Origin of the sequence: Sporosarcina sp. Marseille-Q4063 (genome assembly GCF_018309085.1) — a bacterium.
GTDB lineage: Bacteria > Bacillota > Bacilli > Bacillales_A > Planococcaceae > Sporosarcina.
The window spans coordinates 1,587,611-1,605,532 of the sequence record NZ_CP070502.1; the positions used below are offsets into that span (position 1 = coordinate 1,587,611).

At 44.0% G+C, this 17,922-nt stretch carries 12 protein-coding genes, 4 tRNA genes and 3 rRNA genes; 3 read left to right on the plus strand and 16 right to left on the minus strand.

The window, feature by feature from the left end; all coding sequences use genetic code 11:
• Nucleotides 1-34: 34 nt before the first annotated feature.
• The 8 genes from JSQ81_RS08195 to JSQ81_RS08230 all read right to left on the minus strand — a co-directional run bounded on the left by JSQ81_RS08195 (nucleotide 35) and on the right by JSQ81_RS08230 (nucleotide 7,006).
• A tRNA-Ser gene (locus JSQ81_RS08195) sits at nucleotides 35-126 on the minus strand.
• Between the two features lie 3 nt (nucleotides 127-129).
• Nucleotides 130-204, minus strand: a tRNA-Asn gene (locus tag JSQ81_RS08200).
• A 53-nt stretch (nucleotides 205-257) separates the two neighbouring features.
• Nucleotides 258-373: ribosomal RNA gene (gene rrf, locus JSQ81_RS08205) — 5S ribosomal RNA — on the minus strand.
• Between the two features lie 240 nt (nucleotides 374-613).
• Nucleotides 614-3,569 (minus strand): 23S ribosomal RNA (locus JSQ81_RS08210).
• Between the two features lie 218 nt (nucleotides 3,570-3,787).
• Nucleotides 3,788-3,863: transfer RNA gene (locus tag JSQ81_RS08215), tRNA-Ala, on the minus strand.
• 12 nt (nucleotides 3,864-3,875) lie between these two features.
• Nucleotides 3,876-3,952: transfer RNA gene (locus tag JSQ81_RS08220), tRNA-Ile, on the minus strand.
• A gap of 273 nt (nucleotides 3,953-4,225) precedes the next feature.
• A 16S ribosomal RNA gene (locus tag JSQ81_RS08225) occupies nucleotides 4,226-5,779 on the minus strand.
• The 16S, 23S and 5S rRNA genes sit together here with 4 tRNA genes alongside, the layout of an rRNA operon.
• A 363-nt stretch (nucleotides 5,780-6,142) precedes the next feature.
• A complete protein-coding gene (locus tag JSQ81_RS08230) occupies nucleotides 6,143-7,006 on the minus strand; it encodes a nucleotidyltransferase-like protein (RefSeq protein ID WP_212607147.1) in 864 nt (287 codons plus the stop codon).
• Between the two features lie 128 nt (nucleotides 7,007-7,134).
• Here JSQ81_RS08230 and JSQ81_RS08235 point away from each other — a divergent pair, with 128 nt between their 5' ends.
• Nucleotides 7,135-7,485, plus strand: a complete 351-nt coding sequence (locus tag JSQ81_RS08235; protein WP_212607148.1) for a YgzB family protein — start codon at nucleotides 7,135-7,137, stop codon at nucleotides 7,483-7,485.
• Between the two features lie 57 nt (nucleotides 7,486-7,542).
• Here the strand turns inward: JSQ81_RS08235 and perR are convergent, their stop codons facing one another.
• From perR to bcp, 3 genes are all read right to left on the minus strand, one after another.
• Nucleotides 7,543-7,974, minus strand: a complete 432-nt coding sequence (gene perR, locus JSQ81_RS08240; protein WP_212607149.1) for a peroxide-responsive transcriptional repressor PerR — start codon at nucleotides 7,972-7,974, stop codon at nucleotides 7,543-7,545.
• A 104-nt stretch (nucleotides 7,975-8,078) separates the two neighbouring features.
• Entirely contained in the window at nucleotides 8,079-9,023 is a 945-nt protein-coding gene (locus tag JSQ81_RS08245) for a D-2-hydroxyacid dehydrogenase (RefSeq protein ID WP_212607150.1), read from the minus strand.
• Nucleotides 9,024-9,042: 19 nt separating this feature from the next.
• Complete coding sequence (gene bcp, locus JSQ81_RS08250) at nucleotides 9,043-9,519, minus strand: thioredoxin-dependent thiol peroxidase (protein WP_212607151.1); 477 nt, start codon at nucleotides 9,517-9,519, stop codon at nucleotides 9,043-9,045.
• Nucleotides 9,520-9,672: 153 nt separating this feature from the next.
• Here bcp and JSQ81_RS08255 point away from each other — a divergent pair, with 153 nt between their 5' ends.
• Nucleotides 9,673-10,977, plus strand: a complete 1,305-nt coding sequence (locus tag JSQ81_RS08255; protein WP_212607152.1) for a glutamate-1-semialdehyde 2,1-aminomutase — start codon at nucleotides 9,673-9,675, stop codon at nucleotides 10,975-10,977.
• A gap of 48 nt (nucleotides 10,978-11,025) precedes the next feature.
• On the plus strand, nucleotides 11,026-12,108 hold the full coding sequence (locus JSQ81_RS08260) for an FUSC family protein (protein ID WP_212607153.1): 1,083 nt from the start codon (nucleotides 11,026-11,028) through the stop codon (nucleotides 12,106-12,108).
• A gap of 45 nt (nucleotides 12,109-12,153) precedes the next feature.
• Here the strand turns inward: JSQ81_RS08260 and JSQ81_RS08265 are convergent, their stop codons facing one another.
• The 5 genes from JSQ81_RS08265 to JSQ81_RS08285 form a co-directional block, all read right to left on the minus strand.
• On the minus strand, nucleotides 12,154-13,050 hold the full coding sequence (locus JSQ81_RS08265; RefSeq protein WP_212607154.1) for an ABC transporter permease: 897 nt from the start codon (nucleotides 13,048-13,050) through the stop codon (nucleotides 12,154-12,156).
• A gap of 17 nt (nucleotides 13,051-13,067) precedes the next feature.
• A complete protein-coding gene (locus JSQ81_RS08270; protein ID WP_212607155.1) occupies nucleotides 13,068-14,072 on the minus strand; it encodes an ABC transporter permease in 1,005 nt (334 codons plus the stop codon).
• 103 nt (nucleotides 14,073-14,175) lie between these two features.
• Nucleotides 14,176-15,816, minus strand: coding sequence for an ABC transporter substrate-binding protein (locus tag JSQ81_RS08275; RefSeq protein ID WP_212607156.1), 1,641 nt, complete (start codon nucleotides 15,814-15,816; stop codon nucleotides 14,176-14,178).
• On the minus strand, nucleotides 15,813-16,826 hold the full coding sequence (locus JSQ81_RS08280) for an ABC transporter ATP-binding protein (RefSeq protein ID WP_212607157.1): 1,014 nt from the start codon (nucleotides 16,824-16,826) through the stop codon (nucleotides 15,813-15,815). Before JSQ81_RS08280 ends, JSQ81_RS08275 begins: the two co-directional genes overlap by 4 nt.
• The gene (locus JSQ81_RS08285) at nucleotides 16,801-17,820 is read right to left on the minus strand and encodes an ABC transporter ATP-binding protein (protein ID WP_212607158.1); all 1,020 of its coding nucleotides are present in this window, start codon (nucleotides 17,818-17,820) and stop codon (nucleotides 16,801-16,803) included. Before JSQ81_RS08285 ends, JSQ81_RS08280 begins: the two co-directional genes overlap by 26 nt.
• Nucleotides 17,821-17,922: the final 102 nt, after the last annotated feature.

Sequence of the window (17,922 nt, forward strand, 5' to 3'; positions counted from 1 at the left end):
TTGAATTCGTAAGCTTTATGTATGAAATGTAAACTGGCGGAGAGCAAGGGATTTGAACCCTTGAGACAGCGCAAACCGCCTACACGATTTCCAATCGTGCTCCTTCGGCCACTCGGACAGCTCTCCAATTGGCTCCGCAGGTAGGATTCGAACCTACGACCGATCGGTTAACAGCCGATTGCTCTACCACTGAGCTACTGCGGAATAATACTAATCATTTATGTGTTATGCATTTAGTATTATATTGCAAAACAGCAGCCTAACAACGTCCTACTCTTGCAGGGGGAAGCCCCCAACTACCATTGGCGCTGAAGAGCTTAACTTCCGTGTTCGGTATGGGAACGGGTGTGACCTCTTCGCTATCGTCACTAGACTTATTTCACACGACAAGACTTATTATATCAAGTCTGTTAAATATTTCAAGCGTTTTTTCAAAGTTTTTAACTTTATTCGCTCAAAACTGGATAAAAAGTACATTATTGTTCACAAATCAGGGTCAATCAAACCCTTTTAACTTGATACGATGTCTAGCCTCAGCGACCAGACTCTCGGGTCATAAGCTGGCCCAGCTTATGCCTGTCGAGTCTAAACGGTCGCTTCGGCATTTCGTTATTAGGTTAAGTCCTCGATCAATTAGTATCCGTCAGCTACGTACGTCGCCGCACTTACACCCCGGACCTATCAACCTCATCTTCTCTGAGGGATCTTACTTACTTGCGTAATGGGAAATCTCATCTTGAAGGGGGCTTCATGCTTAGATGCTTTCAGCATTTATCCCGTCCACACGTAGCTACCCAGCGATGCCTTTGGCAAGACAACTGGTACACCAGCGGTGTGTCCATCCCGGTCCTCTCGTACTAAGGACAGCTCTTCTCAAATTTCCTGCGCCCGCGACGGATAGGGACCGAACTGTCTCACGACGTTCTGAACCCAGCTCGCGTACCGCTTTAATGGGCGAACAGCCCAACCCTTGGGACCGACTACAGCCCCAGGATGCGATGAGCCGACATCGAGGTGCCAAACCTTCCCGTCGATGTGGACTCTTGGGGAAGATAAGCCTGTTATCCCCGGGGTAGCTTTTATCCGTTGAGCGATGGCCCTTCCATGCGGAACCACCGGATCACTAAGCCCGTCTTTCGACCCTGCTCGACTTGTAGGTCTCGCAGTTAAGCTCCCTTATGCCTTTGCACTCTACGAATGATGTCCAACCATTCTGAGGGAACCTTTGGGCGCCTCCGTTACTCTTTAGGAGGCGACCGCCCCAGTCAAACTGCCCGCCTGACACTGTCTCCTGCCCCGATAAGGGGCATGGGTTAGAATTCCAATACAGTCAGGGTAGTATCCCACCAACGCCTCCTCCGAAGCTGGCGCTCCGGAATCTCAGGCTCCTACCTATCCTGTACAGACTGCATCAGAATTCAATATCAGGTTGCAGTAAAGCTCCACGGGGTCTTTCCGTCCTGTCGCGGGTAACCTGCATCTTCACAGGTACTATAATTTCACCGAGTCTCTCGTTGAGACAGTGCCCAAATCGTTACGCCTTTCGTGCGGGTCGGAACTTACCCGACAAGGAATTTCGCTACCTTAGGACCGTTATAGTTACGGCCGCCGTTTACTGGGGCTTCAATTGGAAGCTTCGCTTGCGCTAACCTCTCCTCTTAACCTTCCAGCACCGGGCAGGCGTCAGCCCCTATACTTCACCTTGCGGTTTTGCAGAGACCTATGTTTTTGCTAAACAGTCGCTTGGGCCTATTCACTGCGGCTCTCTCAGGCTTTAACACCTTACCAGAGCACCCCTTCTCCCGAAGTTACGGGGTCATTTTGCCGAGTTCCTTAACGAGAGTTCTCTCGATCACCTTAGGATTCTCTCCTCGCCTACCTGTGTCGGTTTGCGGTACGGGCACCTCCCGCCTCACTAGAGGCTTTTCTTGGCAGCGTGAAATCAGGGACTCCGGGGATAATTCCCCTTGCTATCACAGCTCAATGTTATAGAAACGGGATTTTCCTCGTTTCACACCTTACTGCTTAGACGCGCATAACCAACAGCGCGCTCACCCTATCCTACTGCGTCCCCCCATTGTTCAAACGGCGGGGAGGTGGTACAGGAATATCAACCTGTTGTCCATCGTCTACGCCTTTCGGCCTCGACTTAGGTCCCGACTAACCCTGAGCGGACGAGCCTTCCTCAGGAAACCTTAGGCATTCGGTGGAAGGGATTCTCACCCTTCTTTCGCTACTCATACCGGCATTCTCACTTCTAGGCGCTCCACCAGTCCTTACGGTCTGACTTCAACGCCCCTAGAACGCTCTCCTACCACTGACACCAAAGGTGTCAATCCACAGTTTCGGTAATCCGTTTAGCCCCGGTACATTTTCGGCGCGGCGCCACTCGACCAGTGAGCTATTACGCACTCTTTAAATGGTGGCTGCTTCTAAGCCAACATCCTGGTTGTCTGGGCAACGCCACATCCTTTTCCACTTAACGGATATTTGGGGACCTTAACTGGTGGTCTGGGTTGTTTCCCTCTCGACTACGAATCTTATCACCCGCAGTCTGACTCCCAAACATAAATCTTCGGCATTCGGAGTTTGTCTGAATTCGGTAACCCGGGATGGGCCCCTAGTCCAAACAGTGCTCTACCTCCGAGATTCTAACGTTTGAGGCTAGCCCTAAAGCTATTTCGGAGAGAACCAGCTATCTCCAGGTTCGATTGGAATTTCACCGCTACCCACACCTCATCCCCGCATTTTTCAACATACGTGGGTTCGGGCCTCCAGTAAGTGTTACCTTACCTTCACCCTGGACATGGGTAGATCACCTGGTTTCGGGTCTACGACCCCATACTAAATCGCCCTATTCAGACTCGCTTTCGCTGCGGCTCCGCATTCACTGCTTAACCTTGCATGGAATCAGTAACTCGCCGGTTCATTCTACAAAAGGCACGCCATCACTCGTGATCAATTCCGAAGAAAAGATCAACGGAGCTCTGACTACTTGTAGGCACACGGTTTCAGGATCTATTTCACTCCCCTTCCGGGGTGCTTTTCACCTTTCCCTCACGGTACTGGTTCACTATCGGTCACTAGGAAGTATTTAGCCTTGGGAGATGGTCCTCCCGGATTCCAACGGAATTTCACGTGTTCCGTCGTACTCAGGATACACTCTGGAGAGAATGAACTTTCGACTACGGGGCTTTTACCCACTACGGCGGACCTTTCCAGGTCGCTTCGTCTAATTCATTCCTTTGTAACTCCGTATAGAGTGTCCTACAACCCCAGGAAGCAAGCTTCCTGGTTTGGGCTATTCCCGTTTCGCTCGCCGCTACTCAGGGAATCGATTTTTCTTTCTCTTCCTCCGGATACTTAGATGTTTCAGTTCTCCGGGTTTGCCTCAAGTACGCTATGTATTCACGTACATGTACTACCCCATTACGGGCAGTGGGTTTCCCCATTCGGAAATCTCTGGATCAAAGCTTACTTACAGCTCCCCAGAGCATATCGGTGTTAGTGCCGTCCTTCTTAGGCTCCTAGTGCCAAGGCATCCGCCGTGCGCCCTTTCTAACTTAACCTAAAATATTCATCAGTTTCCATCGCATTTGAATGCTCTGGTCACTGTTAAACATTTTTCTTGAACACGACTAGACAGCGATGTAAAGTCAATGTTCATTAAAAAGGTATTGCATTGTCAATTACAAATGTAATCGACACGATTGATTACTTGATTTGTTACTAGTAATATAATTTTATCCAGTTTTCAAAGAACAAATTTACTTTCAACAAAATAAATTGGTGGAGCCTAACGGGATCGAACCGTTGACCTCCTGCGTGCAAGGCAGGCGCTCTCCCAGCTGAGCTAAGGCCCCAATATATTTTTATGGTGGGCCTAAGTGGACTCGAACCACCGACCTCACGCTTATCAGGCGTGCGCTCTAACCAGCTGAGCTATAGGCCCCTTTCGGGATTGGAGAAATACACTTCTATCTCTCAGCAAAATAAGGGAACTTGGTTGCCCCTCATCACTTATTATTATGAAGTTCAATATTATAGCTGGTTAGGTAACCATAATGAGCCTTCAAAACTGAACGCAAAACGTCAAGTGGGTTTTTTAGCAAGATTATTTCAACGCAGTTGAATAATTGCTAAAAGAACCTTGCAGATAGAATCTGCATTCCGAATGTTGAAAGGTCAAACACGAAGTGTTTTCGCTTTCGAACATAATCCTTAGAAAGGAGGTGATCCAGCCGCACCTTCCGATACGGCTACCTTGTTACGACTTCACCCCAATCATCTGTCCCACCTTCGGCGGCTGGCTCCCAAAAGGGTTACCTCACCGACTTCGGGTGTTACAAACTCTCGTGGTGTGACGGGCGGTGTGTACAAGACCCGGGAACGTATTCACCGTGGCATGCTGATCCACGATTACTAGCGATTCCGGCTTCATGCAGGCGAGTTGCAGCCTGCAATCCGAACTGGGAACGGTTTTATGGGATTAGCTCCCCCTCGCGGGTTGGCAACCCTCTGTACCGTCCATTGTAGCACGTGTGTAGCCCAGGTCATAAGGGGCATGATGATTTGACGTCATCCCCACCTTCCTCCGGTTTATCACCGGCAGTCACCTTAGAGTGCCCAACTGAATGCTGGCAACTAAGGTTAAGGGTTGCGCTCGTTGCGGGACTTAACCCAACATCTCACGACACGAGCTGACGACAACCATGCACCACCTGTCACCGCTGTCCCCGAAGGGAAAAGCATATCTCTATGCCGGGCAGCGGGATGTCAAGACCTGGTAAGGTTCTTCGCGTAGCTTCGAATTAAACCACATGCTCCACCGCTTGTGCGGGTCCCCGTCAATTCCTTTGAGTTTCAGCCTTGCGGCCGTACTCCCCAGGCGGAGTGCTTAATGCGTTTGCTCCAGCACTAAGGGGCGGAAACCCCCTAACACTTAGCACTCATCGTTTACGGCGTGGACTACCAGGGTATCTAATCCTGTTTGCTCCCCACGCTTTCGCGCCTCAGCGTCAGTTACAGACCAGAAAGCCGCCTTCGCCACTGGTGTTCCTCCACATCTCTACGCATTTCACCGCTACACGTGGAATTCCGCTTTCCTCTTCTGTACTCAAGCCTTTCAGTTTCCAATGACCTTCCACGGTTGAGCCGTGGGCTTTCACATCAGACTTAAAAGGCCGCCTGCGCGCGCTTTACGCCCAATAATTCCGGACAACGCTTGCCACCTACGTATTACCGCGGCTGCTGGCACGTAGTTAGCCGTGGCTTTCTAATGAGGTACCGTCAAGGTACGGGCAGTTACTCCCGTACTTGTTCTTCCCTCACAACAGAGTTTTACGATCCGAAAACCTTCTTCACTCACGCGGCATTGCTCCATCAGACTTTCGTCCATTGTGGAAGATTCCCTACTGCTGCCTCCCGTAGGAGTCTGGGCCGTGTCTCAGTCCCAGTGTGGCCGATCACCCTCTCAGGTCGGCTACGCATCGTCGCCTTGGTAGGCCGTTATCCCACCAACTAGCTAATGCGCCGCGGGCCCATCCTGCAGTGACAGCGTAAGCCGTCTTTCAGAGTTTGTTCATGCGAACAAACTGATTATTCGGTATTAGCCCCGGTTTCCCGGAGTTATCCCCATCTGCAGGGCAGGTTGCCCACGTGTTACTCACCCATCCGCCGCTAACAAAGAAGAAACAAGTTTCTTCCCTGTTCGCTCGACTTGCATGTATTAGGCATGCCGCCAGCGTTCGTCCTGAGCCAGGATCAAACTCTCCATAATAGAGAAACTTGAATAGCTCGAGTTTCATTTTGCTGACTCCGAATCCGAAGATTCGTTTTTGTTTCGATTTAACGAAACGTTATATCTTGACGTTTTGCTGTTCAGTTTTCAAGGTTCATTATTTCATAAATTAAAAGCTAATCTATTTTACTTGACGTTAATTCGTGACGTCCTCTTAAAGCGACTTCTCTAATATAACACCTCTGTCCAAAAGAGTCAAGAACTATTTTCAACAACGTTTTCAAACGTTTAGTTCGAAGTTCCCTTTCAAGCGACAAACAATAGAATAACACGATATGACCTAGGATGTCAACATAAATTTAATGGAGCATTGATAAGTTGCTCCATTAAAGTATTCCATTCTCACATCACTTGATATTCCCGATGCTTAATCAGTTCATTTTTAGACATGCTCTCTATTACTTTAATAAAACCTTTTTCAACTAGAAACTCAATGAATACCTCTAATTCAATTGAGTATACACGTAATTCTTCATGTTCATGAAGCTCTTGGATTTCCCAGCTTTCTTTGGAAGCCATAACTTCTAATATATGTTGGGCACCATCCGCTGTTCTGTTATGAATAAAAAATTCACTTGCAAGAAACAGAAGTTCAAGTCGTTTTTGTAAAGGTTCATCGCTCGTAATCAATTCTTCATAGAGCTTATAAATTGCCGGGTCTATTTTTTTAACTTGGGACCATACCGTGACTTCTGGCGAGATTCCCTTTTCAATGATTGCTAATCTAGCAAGATAATGCAATGAGTTAACGACATGATTATAGGCATCCATATAGTTTTCATGTTCATAAAAAGTCTTTCCTTCTATATAAGCTCTAATAAGTCTAGATAACTCAATTCCCATCTTTATCTTTCTGCCAATGAACGGATATTCTAGTAATTCTCTTTTTAGTTTCTCAACATATTCATTGCGATCAAAATAAATCTTGCCGTAAAAAAGCCAATCCACCACTTTCCTCTGAGTACCAACCAATATCCATTTTTGTAATTGGTTCTCACTAATGACATGCATTGCAGCTATACCCGAACTTGACGTGTAATGCTTTGTATAAATGGGAATTTCATCATCAGCCGTGATAATTAGGAGAATCGCGTCAAACATATCTGTTATCGGATCCCCTTCTCTTCTTTTTTCTACGAGAATGACGCCGAGTGTTTCGGGATCACTTGCTCGTTCTTGGTATATTGATCTTAATACTTGTTCCACTCTCATAACCTCCCTGCAGTTTAACTTTCGACAATCTTTAACTATATCCTTTTTTCAAGCATCAAAAATTTCGTCTGAAATAAATTTATGCTATAGTAATTGAGGATGTACTAAGGAGGAAACTGTCGATGAAACCATATAAAAATAAAATAAATCGAATTAGATCATTTGCTCTTGCACTCATATTCATAGGCGTAGTCATTATGTATCTGGGTATCTTCTTCAGAAAAAATGAAATCGTTATGATTATCTTTATGTTGCTTGGCGTTCTCGCAATTCTTGCAAGCACGATTGTGTATGCATGGATTGGAACCTTATCCACCCGGGCCGTTCAAATTGTTTGTCCAAATTGCGGCGGGCAAACGAAGATGCTTGGCCGAGTTGACATGTGCGGTCATTGTCGTGAACCACTTACACTTGACCCTTCTCTAGAGGGTAAGGAATTTGACGAAACGTATAACCGACCTAACAAAAAGTAAATCAAATAAAAAAAGCATCCAGCAAGACTTCTACTGAGAAGGCTTGCTGGATGTTTTTTAATTATTTTCTGCACATATTGGACAAGTTCCGTATACTTCCATCCGATGGGCATTGACTTGAAAACCAGTTACATGGGAAGCAAGATGTTCAACTTCCTCTAGACCCGGATAATGAAAATCTACTATCTTATCGCATTCAGTACAAATGATGTGATAATGATCGTGTGTCACAAAATCAAAACGACTTGAAGAGTCACCATAAGGTAGCTCTGTTATAAGATTAACCCCTTGAAACACACGAAGATTGTTGTAAACCGTTGCAACACTCATATTAGGGAAGGTACTTGCAAGTGATTTATATATTTCATCGGCCGTCGGATGTGACTTAGAAGTAACGAGATATTCTAAAATGGCATGCCTTTGCGGAGTAATTCGTACTCCATTTTCTTTCAACGTGTCCAGCGCGCCTCTCAACGTGACATCAGACATCGCTATGCACCTCAATCCTATAAAGATTCTTACTTTGTAATCATTACAATTAGTTTACCGAAATAGGACTGTATTTGTCAACTAAAGCGATGCCTATCCTTTTCTTAGTAGCCCGACTCCGGATTAATTACATTGATAAAATCCTCTTCATTCTCAATCCATATCTTTAAGTTCTTTTTGAATACTACAAGCGACCTTTCAATATACTTTCCAGACTTGGCCGAAACATGCGGTGAGACGGTGCAATTCGGAAGCGTCCAAAATTCATGACTTTCTGGTAATGGTTCTTTTTCAAATACATCCAGTACCGCATGCCCAATCACGCTGTTCTTTAATGCTGTTACAAGAACATCTTCATTTATGAGGTCACCGCGTCCGAAATTCATGAACACCGCAGTGTCCTTCATTGCTTCCAGGTGTTCGGCAGTTAAAAGTCCTTTCGTTTCCGGCGTACTTGGTAAAACTGATATGACATAATCGGCTACAGGCAAATTGCTCAGTAATTCATTAAAACTTATAACCTCATCCATTGAATCCACACTTCGACCTGTGCGATTACATCCTATTGTCTTTACCCCAAATGCTTGCAATAATCGACCAATCTCAGAACCGATTGCTCCTGGCCCCAAAATAAGTGCTGTACTTCCTCTAAGTTCAGTTGAATTAAATTTAGTTGCCCATTTTTTCGTCTCTTGAATTGCATATATTTCGGGAATGGATCGTTTCAACGCCAAGATATGCGCGAGAACCGATTCGGCCATTGGCGTCTTATGGATACCACGTACATTTGTTATCAATATATTTCGTTTAGCTATTTCAAGCAGCGGCATTTTTTCAACACCGGCAGATGCAATCATCAGCCACTTAAGCGATTTTGCTCGTTTTAAAACCGCTTCATCAATATTGACGCCGTAAGTCACAATAACATCTGCCGTTTCAACTTCTTTATCATCAATCGATCCGTCAAAATGAATTGAAGCTGATGGAAACTCATCGATTAATGCTAACTCATCATGTTTTTTTATTTTAAACGTAAACAATATCTCCATCATTCGTTCCCCCTAGAACTTAAGCTTTTGTGATTTCCTGTAAAGTTGTTAATGCGTCATCAATATGGCCTTTCACTCTTACTTTACGCCACTCTTTTACAACTTCCCCTTCAGGGTTAATCAGAAAAGTAGATCGTTCAATCCCCATGTATTCACGTCCGAAGTTCTTCTTTAACTTCCAAACGCCATATTTTTCCGAGACTTCATGATTGTCATCGACTAAAAGCGAGAATGGTAATCCTTTATTTTCGATAAACTTTGTATGAGAAGCCTCATCGTCTGGACTTACTCCCAGAATAACCGCGTTCAATTTACTGAAGTCCTCATACGAATCTCGAAAATCGCAAGCTTGTGTTGTACATCCAGGTGTTGCATCTTTCGGATAAAAATATAAAACAACGTATTTTTCTCCTGCAAAATCAGCGAGTGATACATTGTCGCCATTTTCATTGCGCAGTGTAAATTGTGGTGCTTGTTTTCCTTCAAGGTTTGTCATTAACGATTCCTCCATTATAATTTAGGTACAGGCCAATCAAATACTTTCGTTCTACTTAATGGTACTTGACGCTTCATTCACTTTCAATTTCTTTGGCGTATCAAGTGAATTTTGTTTAGAATAGAAAGGAATGACACGAACGGAGGAAATATAATGATCAGAACAAAGTCAGAAACAATCTATAACGAAGCAACTGAACATATCGTAGGTGGGGTTAATAGTCCATCAAGAGGTTATCATGCAGTTGGCGGGGGCTCTCCAACTGTCATGGATCGCGCGGAAGGTGCATACTTTTGGGATGTAGATGGGAATAAATACATCGACTACCTAGCTGCATATGGTCCGATTATTACAGGTCATGCGCACCCTCATATTACAAAAGCGATTACGCATGCAGCTGAAACCGGTGTTTTATATGGTACGCCGACACAACATGAAGTTAAGTTTGCTAAAATGCTGAAGGAAGCAATGCCTAAAATGGATAAAGTTCGTTTTGTGAATTCAGGCACGGAAGCCGTCATGACAACCATTCGCGTATCTCGCGCTTACACAGGGCGAACAAAAATAATGAAATTCGCTGGATGCTATCACGGACATTCTGACCTCGTCCTTGTTGCGGCGGGTTCCGGCCCAGCAACATTAGGAACTCCAGACTCTGCAGGTGTACCAAAGTCAATCGCGGAAGAAGTCATTACAATTCCATTCAACAATCCTGAAGCTTATAAAGAAGCAATGGCGAAATGGGGAGATGAAATTGCATGTATTCTCATCGAACCGATTGTAGGAAATTTTGGAATCGTTGAACCGAATGAAGGATTTTTGGAACTTGTGCATGATTTAGCTTCACAACATGGTGCGCTTACTGTTTATGATGAAGTAATTACAGCATTTCGATTCCACTACGGCGGCGCCCAGGATATGCTTGGCTTGACGCCCGATTTAACCGCATTAGGTAAAATTATTGGCGGGGGTTTGCCGATTGGCGCATACGGCGGCCGAAAAGAAATTATGGATCAAGTTGCACCATTGGGGCCTGCTTATCAAGCGGGAACGATGGCCGGAAATCCAGCATCCATGCTTTCTGGAATTGCTTGTCTGGAAGTGTTGCAAGAACCAGGAATTTACGATGAAATGGATCGACTTGGGGCAATACTTGAAGAAGGAATTGTAGCATCCGCTAAAAAGCACGGAATTACATTGACAACGAATCGTCTGGGAGGAGCGCTTACATTGTTCTTCACTGATGTGAAAGTTGAAAACTACGAACAAGCTGAAGCAACAGACGGCGATGTATTCGGGAAGTTTTTCAAGTTGTTATTAAAAAATGGAATAAACATTGCCCCTTCTAAGTATGAAGCATGGTTTTTAACGACAGCTCATACAGAATCCATCATTAATGAAACAATTACTGCGGTTGATAAATCATTTGAGGAGCTTGCAGCTACCCTGAATAATTGATCGGGTAAATTAGCGAAAAATACTGTCCACTAAGAAAGGGAGATTTCCATGAGACTTGGTGCCCGCATTATTAAAACCGGTGTTGCGATTGTGTTGGCGTTGTTCATAGCCGAATTACTCCAGCTTCCGCAAACAGTATTCGCGGGAATCGCTGCAATTTTTGCGATTCAGCCTTCTATTTACCGATCCTATTTAAGAATCGTGGAGCAGGTTCAAGGTAACGTCATTGGCGCGGTTATCGCAATCATATTTGTACTTATTTTCGGACATCAACTTGTTGTCATCGGGTTAGCCGCGGTGATCATTATTTTGATTATGAATAAATTAAAGCTTGAAACATCCATTTCAATGGCGCTCGTAATGATGATTGCCATTATGGAAATTAGGAACGATGAATTTCTGACCTATGCCATATTAAGATTTACAACATTTTTCGTAGGTGTCTTTGCAGCATTTTTAGTCAATCTGCTATTTCTACCGCCTAAATATGAAACAAAGTTGTTCCAATCGATTAATCAGACACAAGATGAAATTATTCGATGGACTCGCATTACTGGAAGGCAAACTTCAGATCACATTTCAACGAAAATGGCGCTGAAGACGATAAAAGAAAGACTCTCTACAATTGAGCAGACGTTTCTATTTTATAAAGAGGAACGTAGCTATTTCAAAAAAATCTCGAGATCCAAAGGAAGAAAGCTTGTTGTTTATCGCCAGATGATTGCGGCGTCTAGACGAAGTTATGAAGTACTCCAACGAATTCATAAATATGAAAATGAACTCATCGACTTGCCGGAGCAATTTCGAATGATGGTGCAAGAACGACTTGATGCGCTTTTGACCTACCATGAACAGTTGCACCTCAAATTTGTTGGCAAGTTAAAACCTGAAAGCATGTCTTCTGATAATAATGAAGATTACATCCAGAGACATGAAGTTTTGGAGATTTTCGCGAAAGAAATCGCACTCACCAAGGAACAAGAAGAATTTTCATCCTACCATCTACTTCACGTTCTTTCTGCTATCTTGAACTACGAAGAGCAGCTAGAACATCTGGATATGTTAATCGTCTCGATTCACAAGCACCATAAAGTCAAAATAAATGTCGATTTTAACGAAGAAAGTTACTAAAAATGAGAATCCCGCACATCGAGTGAATTCGATGTGCGGGATTTTTTAGTTTTTCATCCTCGGGTCCATTGCATTGCGCAATCCGTCCCCCATTAAGTTGAAACCGAGAACGGTGAGCATGATTGCGAGTCCCGGGAATATCATTGTCCATGGTGCCGATTGAAGGTAATTTTTCGAGTCAGCGAGTATCTTTCCCCACTCGGGTTCTGGCGCCGCAGCACCAAGTCCGAGAAATCCAAGTGCAGCAGCTTCTAGGATTGCAGTCGCAATGGCTAATGTTCCTTGAACAATTACCGGCGCCATCGAATTCGGCAATATATGCGAAAATAAAATTCGCGCATCTTTCATGCCTACTCCTTTGGCCGCGGTAATGTATTCATCTTCCTTTATACTAAGCACTTTCGAGCGAATTAAACGTCCAAAATTCGGCACGTTTATAATTGCAATTGCGATAAGCGCATTTTGCAAGGATGGACCTAGCACCGATACAATTGCAATCGCTAGCAGAATAGACGGGAAAGCTAGCATAATATCAAAGATTCTTGAAATGATTGTATCCACCCAACGCCCATAATAGCCAGCGATTATACCAAGGGTGCTTCCTATCACGACCGACCCGATTACTGAAAAGAAACCGACCCATAATGAAATACGCGCTCCGTGAATTATTCTAGATAATATATCGCGTCCAAAGTCATCTGTCCCAAGCCAATATTCTGACGAAGGAGGTAGAAGACGATCGGCCATAAACTGTTCATTTATGCCTTCTTTTGCGATAAACGGTCCGACAATCGCAACGACTATAAAGAAAAATACGATTACCATGCCGACAACCGCTACTTTACTTTTCCTGAAACCCTTCCACGCTTCACGCCATGGCCCGGCCGTTCGCCCAATTTCAGCTTCGGCTATACCATCTACTTTTGGTAATAGTTCAGACATCGCGACTTCCCCCTTCCTTAATCATATTTAATCCTTGGGTCAATGAAGCTGTACAATAAATCGACGAATAAATTTATCATGACAAAGAAAAATGCAATGATTAAAATGCCCGACTGAATTACAGGATAATCTCGATATCCAATTGCATCGTAAATGTATCTTCCTACCCCCGGCCAAGCAAAAATTGTTTCGGTTAATATTGCGCCACCGAGAAGCATCCCCATTTGCAACCCGATAATCGTCAATACTGGGATAATAGCGTTTTTAAGCGCGTGTTTGTAGACGACCCAAAACATTTTTTGTCCTTTAGCCCGCGCCGTGCGAATATAATCGGAACGCATCACTTCGAGCATGCTTGATCTTGTCATTCGAGCAATTATCGCCATGGGTATCGTTGCTAACGCAACACCCGGTAAAATCAAATGGCGAATAACCTGCCAAAGTTGGTCGAAACGTCCGGCTATTATCGTATCAATTACATATAAATTCGTTATCGATGCCACTGGATCCCGAACTTGCATCCGACCTGTTGTTGGCAACCAACCTAGCTCCAATGAAAATAACCACTGTTCCATGAGACCCAGCCAAAAAATCGGCATCGAAACACCAACCAGCGCGAGAACCATAGCTGTGTAATCAAACCAAGAATTTTGAAACCATGCGGAAATGATTCCTGCATTAATCCCAACAACGATTGCAATGATGATCGCAAAGACCGCGAGTTCAGCAGTGGCTGCTAAATATGGCCATATTTCATCAGCTACGGGTGCATGGGTTCTCATTGATTCGCCCAAGTCCCCTTTGAATATGGCACCGAGGTATTTAAAATATTGGATATACCATGGATTATCAAGTCCAAGTTTCACCGTCAACGCTTCGACAGCTTCCTTTGTCGCCTGTTGGCCAAGGATCATTTGTGCTGGATTACCCGGAATCGCTCGGATAATCATAAACACGATAAATGTCATCCCCAGCAAGACTGGGATTAGATGCAGCAACCTTTTCCCTATATAGTTCAGCAAACGATTCACCCCTTCGACTGAATAGCTTGGATTTTTATTTATATGTACAATTAATTGGAATAAAAAAGGGGAGAATCCAACAGACCCTCCCTCTTTTCATCAATTACTTAAAATCTACATGCTTCAGGATATCCGAACCAGTTGGGTGAGCCTTGAAACCTGTTAACTCTTTAGCCGCTCCGAGAAGTGGCGTCGAGTGTGCAAGCGGTACCCACGGTGCTTCTTCGTGAATGATTTCCTGTGCTTTTTCATAAAGCTCGATACGTTTATCTTCATCGACTTCTGATTGTGCTTCAATGAATAAATCGTGCATTTCATCATTTTTAAAGTACGTGTAATTGTTACTTCCAATATTATCTTCATCTAGTAATACATACATGAAGTTATCCGCATCCCCGTTATCCCCAGTCCAGCCGAGCATAAACGCATCTGCGTCTCCTTTACTAGCAAGCTCTAGGTATGTTGCCCATTCATGGGAAACAATTTTCGCTTTAACGCCAATATCCTCTAGGTTTTTCTGAATAACTTCAGCAACCTTTTCACCGTCTGGCATGTATGGGCGCGGAACAGGCATTGCCCATAGTTCCATTTCAAATCCATCTTCAAAGCCAGCCTCTTTCAAAAGCGCTTTCGCTTTTTCCGGGTCGTAATCATAGCCTTTAATATCTTCGTTATATCCAGAAATTGAAGGCGGCATCGGGTTTACAGCAATATCAGCGCGTCCTTCAAAGAATGAATCGATAATCGTCTGCTTATCAATCGCATGGTTCATCGCTTGACGAACTAATTTATTGTCAAACGGCGGACGCGTTACAGTTAAACCGAGGTATCCGACGTTCATCGATGGACGTTCGAATAATTGCAAATCAGCACTATCTTCAATTGATTTACCATCTGAAGGATTAATGCCGTCAGCAAGATCGATATCGCCTGCAAGTAGCGCGTTCAGACGTGCTGAGTTATCCGGAATTGATAAGAAAATGACTTTTCCAAGTTTCGGAAGTCCTTCTTGCCAATAGCCATCGAATTTTTCAATTGTGATTGAGTCATTTGGTTTCCAATCGACAAATTGGAATGGACCCGTTCCAACAGGATTTCTTGCAAATTCATTGTCGCCTTTTTCAAACGCGGTTGGACTTGCAATCGCAAACATGTCCATCGCGATGTTTTTAAGGAACGGCGCTTGTGGTCTTTTCAGTTTAATAACGACTGTGTAATCGCCATCTGCCGTGACCGATTCAATGACGTGGCTCTCATCATCTTTAAATCCGCCAAACATAGAGGCATAATACGGGAACATTTCCTCGTCGCCGTTTGCCCATCTTTCAAAGTTTTTAACGACTGCATCCGCATTAAAGTCTGTGTCATCATGGAATTTGACACCTTCCTCTAATTCAAACGTATACGTCAAACCATCATCGGATGTACTCCAGTCCTTAGCGAGACCTTTGTTAATCGTCGTGTCTTGTTCGCCGAAATTAAGAAGCGTTTCAAAAAGATTCACCGTCACTTTAAATGTTTCACCTTCAGTAACTCGTGATGGGTCGAGTGAAGTTGAATCTCCACCGCGTCCAAATACTAATGTTTCTCCGCTACCTTCTGTTTCTGTTTCCGTTTCTGTCCCTTTATCTCCGCTATCTTCTTCTTTCCCTTTGTCTCCATCATCGTTCCCGCATGCTGCAAGAACCATGGATAAAACGAGGAGAAGTAATAGCGCTAACGACCACAACTTGCCTTTTCTCATTTAATGACCCCTCCGTCTATTTTTATATCATTGTCGGTACCATCTGGATAAAGATGGCACGCAACAGAATGACCTTCTTCAACTTCTATAAGCTTTGGAATATCCCGCGTACAGATGTCCATCTTAAACGGGCATCTTGTGTGGAATGTGCAACCAGTTGGCGGATCCGCAGGATTTGGAATATCCCCTTCAAGAAAAACTTCCTGTTTTACATAGTCTGGATCTGGAACCGGGACTGCTGATAATAAGGCTTGTGTATAAGGATGGAGAGGTTTTGCATAAAGGTCTTCACTCTCAGAAACTTCTACCATTTTCCCTAGATACATAACGCCCACTCGATCACTAATGTGGCGAACCACTCCAAGATCGTGGGCAATGAAAATATAAGTTAAATTAAATTCTTTTTGCAAGTCTTGCATTAAATTCAGGACTTGCGCCTGGATTGATACATCAAGCGCGGATACCGGTTCATCTGCAATAATTAGTTTCGGATTTGTCATAAGAGCTCTTGCGATTCCAATTCGCTGTCTTTGACCTCCGCTAAACTGATGCGGGTACCGTTTTGCATGAAAGTCGCTTAATCCGACGACTTCTAAAAATTCACGAACTTTTGCATTTCGCGCCTTAGCGCTTTTCATGCCATGAACCAATAATGGTTCTCCTAATATTTTTTCGATAGTATGTCTTGGATTTAGGGAAGCATAGGGATCTTGAAACACCATTTGAATATCGCGCCGCGTTTTCCGCATTTCTTCCGCGGATAGGGTTGTGATATCTTTCCCATCGAACTCTACCGTGCCTTCTGTTGGCTCAAGTAGTCTTAAGAGCATTCGGCCAGTTGTCGATTTACCACATCCCGATTCACCGACAATTCCTAGCGTCTCGCCTTCATTCACGTAAAAGGATATATCATCTACTGCTTTTATTTGGCCTGCAACTCGTCCAAGCACGCCTTTTTTAATCGGAAAATACTTTTTCAAACGTTCAACTTTCAATAAAGGCTTTGTCATGCGCTTCCGCTCCTTTTTTGTCATATAGGAAGCACCGTGTTTGATGAGCCGTAGATGTTTCGTATAGTTCAGGATCTTCTTGTAAGCAACGCTCGAATGCAAACTCGCAACGTGCAGCAAACCTGCATCCACGCTCGATCGTACCCGGCTTCGGTACGTTTCCAGCGATTGAATAAAGCCGGTCCTTTTTATATCTTATATCCGGCACCGATTGAATAAGCCCTTTCGTGTACGGGTGCTCGGGATTTTCAAAAATCGTCTTAACAGACGCTTCTTCAATTATTTGACCCGAATACATAACAATGACGCGTTCACAAGTTTCTGCGACAACGCCAAGGTCATGCGTAATGAGAAGAACCGCAGTATTTAACCGCGTATTCAATTCTTTCATCAACTTTAAAATTTGCGCTTGAATGGTAACATCGAGCGCCGTCGTTGGTTCATCCGCAATTAATACGGTCGGATCACAAACGAGCGCCATCGCAATCATGACTCGCTGTCTCATTCCTCCTGATAATTGATGGGGATAGTCTTTCATTAAATCGCTGGCTCTAGGTAAGCCCACAAGTTTCAGCATTTCGATTGCTCTTTCAGTCGCTTTCTTCTTAGACCATTTCTTTTCATGAATTAATACAGCTTCAATTAGCTGATTGCCTATTGTAAAGAGCGGATTTAACGAAGTCATCGGCTCTTGAAATATCATTGCTATATCGTTTCCGCGCACGTGGCGCATTTGGGCTTCCGACATTTTCAGCAAATCCCGGTCATTAAATAATATTTCTCCACCGACAATCTTTCCAGGCGGGCTCGGTACCAGTCCCATAATTGATAACGAAGTTACACTTTTTCCACAACCTGATTCTCCGACAATGCCAAGAACTTCTCCTTCTTTTAAATGAAAGTCAATACGATCCACTGCCGGTATTTCTCCTGAGTCCGTGAAAAAAGTAGTCTGTAGGTTTTTCACTTGAAGAACGGATTTTCGATCATCCACCAGATCACCCTTTTCTAATCCTATATTGGTATTCTGATTAATTCATATATTGATAATTATACTAATAATATATAATATTACAACAGAGATTTAATATTATTA

Excerpts from the sequence above, each read along its gene's own strand:
- bcp (WP_212607151.1), bottom strand. The coding sequence starts at position 9,519 with ATGACAAACCTTGAAGGAAAACAAGCACCACAATTTACACTGCGCAAT.
- perR (WP_212607149.1), bottom strand. The coding sequence starts at position 7,974 with ATGTCTGATGTCACGTTGAGAGGCGCGCTGGACACGTTGAAAGAAAAT.
- JSQ81_RS08280 (WP_212607157.1), bottom strand. The coding sequence starts at position 16,826 with ATGACAAAGCCTTTATTGAAAGTTGAACGTTTGAAAAAGTATTTTCCG.
- JSQ81_RS08235 (WP_212607148.1), top strand. The coding sequence starts at position 7,135 with ATGAAACCATATAAAAATAAAATAAATCGAATTAGATCATTTGCTCTT.
- JSQ81_RS08255 (WP_212607152.1), top strand. The coding sequence starts at position 9,673 with ATGATCAGAACAAAGTCAGAAACAATCTATAACGAAGCAACTGAACAT.
- JSQ81_RS08265 (WP_212607154.1), bottom strand. The coding sequence starts at position 13,050 with ATGTCTGAACTATTACCAAAAGTAGATGGTATAGCCGAAGCTGAAATT.
- JSQ81_RS08245 (WP_212607150.1), bottom strand. The coding sequence starts at position 9,023 with ATGGAGATATTGTTTACGTTTAAAATAAAAAAACATGATGAGTTAGCA.
- JSQ81_RS08275 (WP_212607156.1), bottom strand. The coding sequence starts at position 15,816 with ATGAGAAAAGGCAAGTTGTGGTCGTTAGCGCTATTACTTCTCCTCGTT.
- JSQ81_RS08260 (WP_212607153.1), top strand. The coding sequence starts at position 11,026 with ATGAGACTTGGTGCCCGCATTATTAAAACCGGTGTTGCGATTGTGTTG.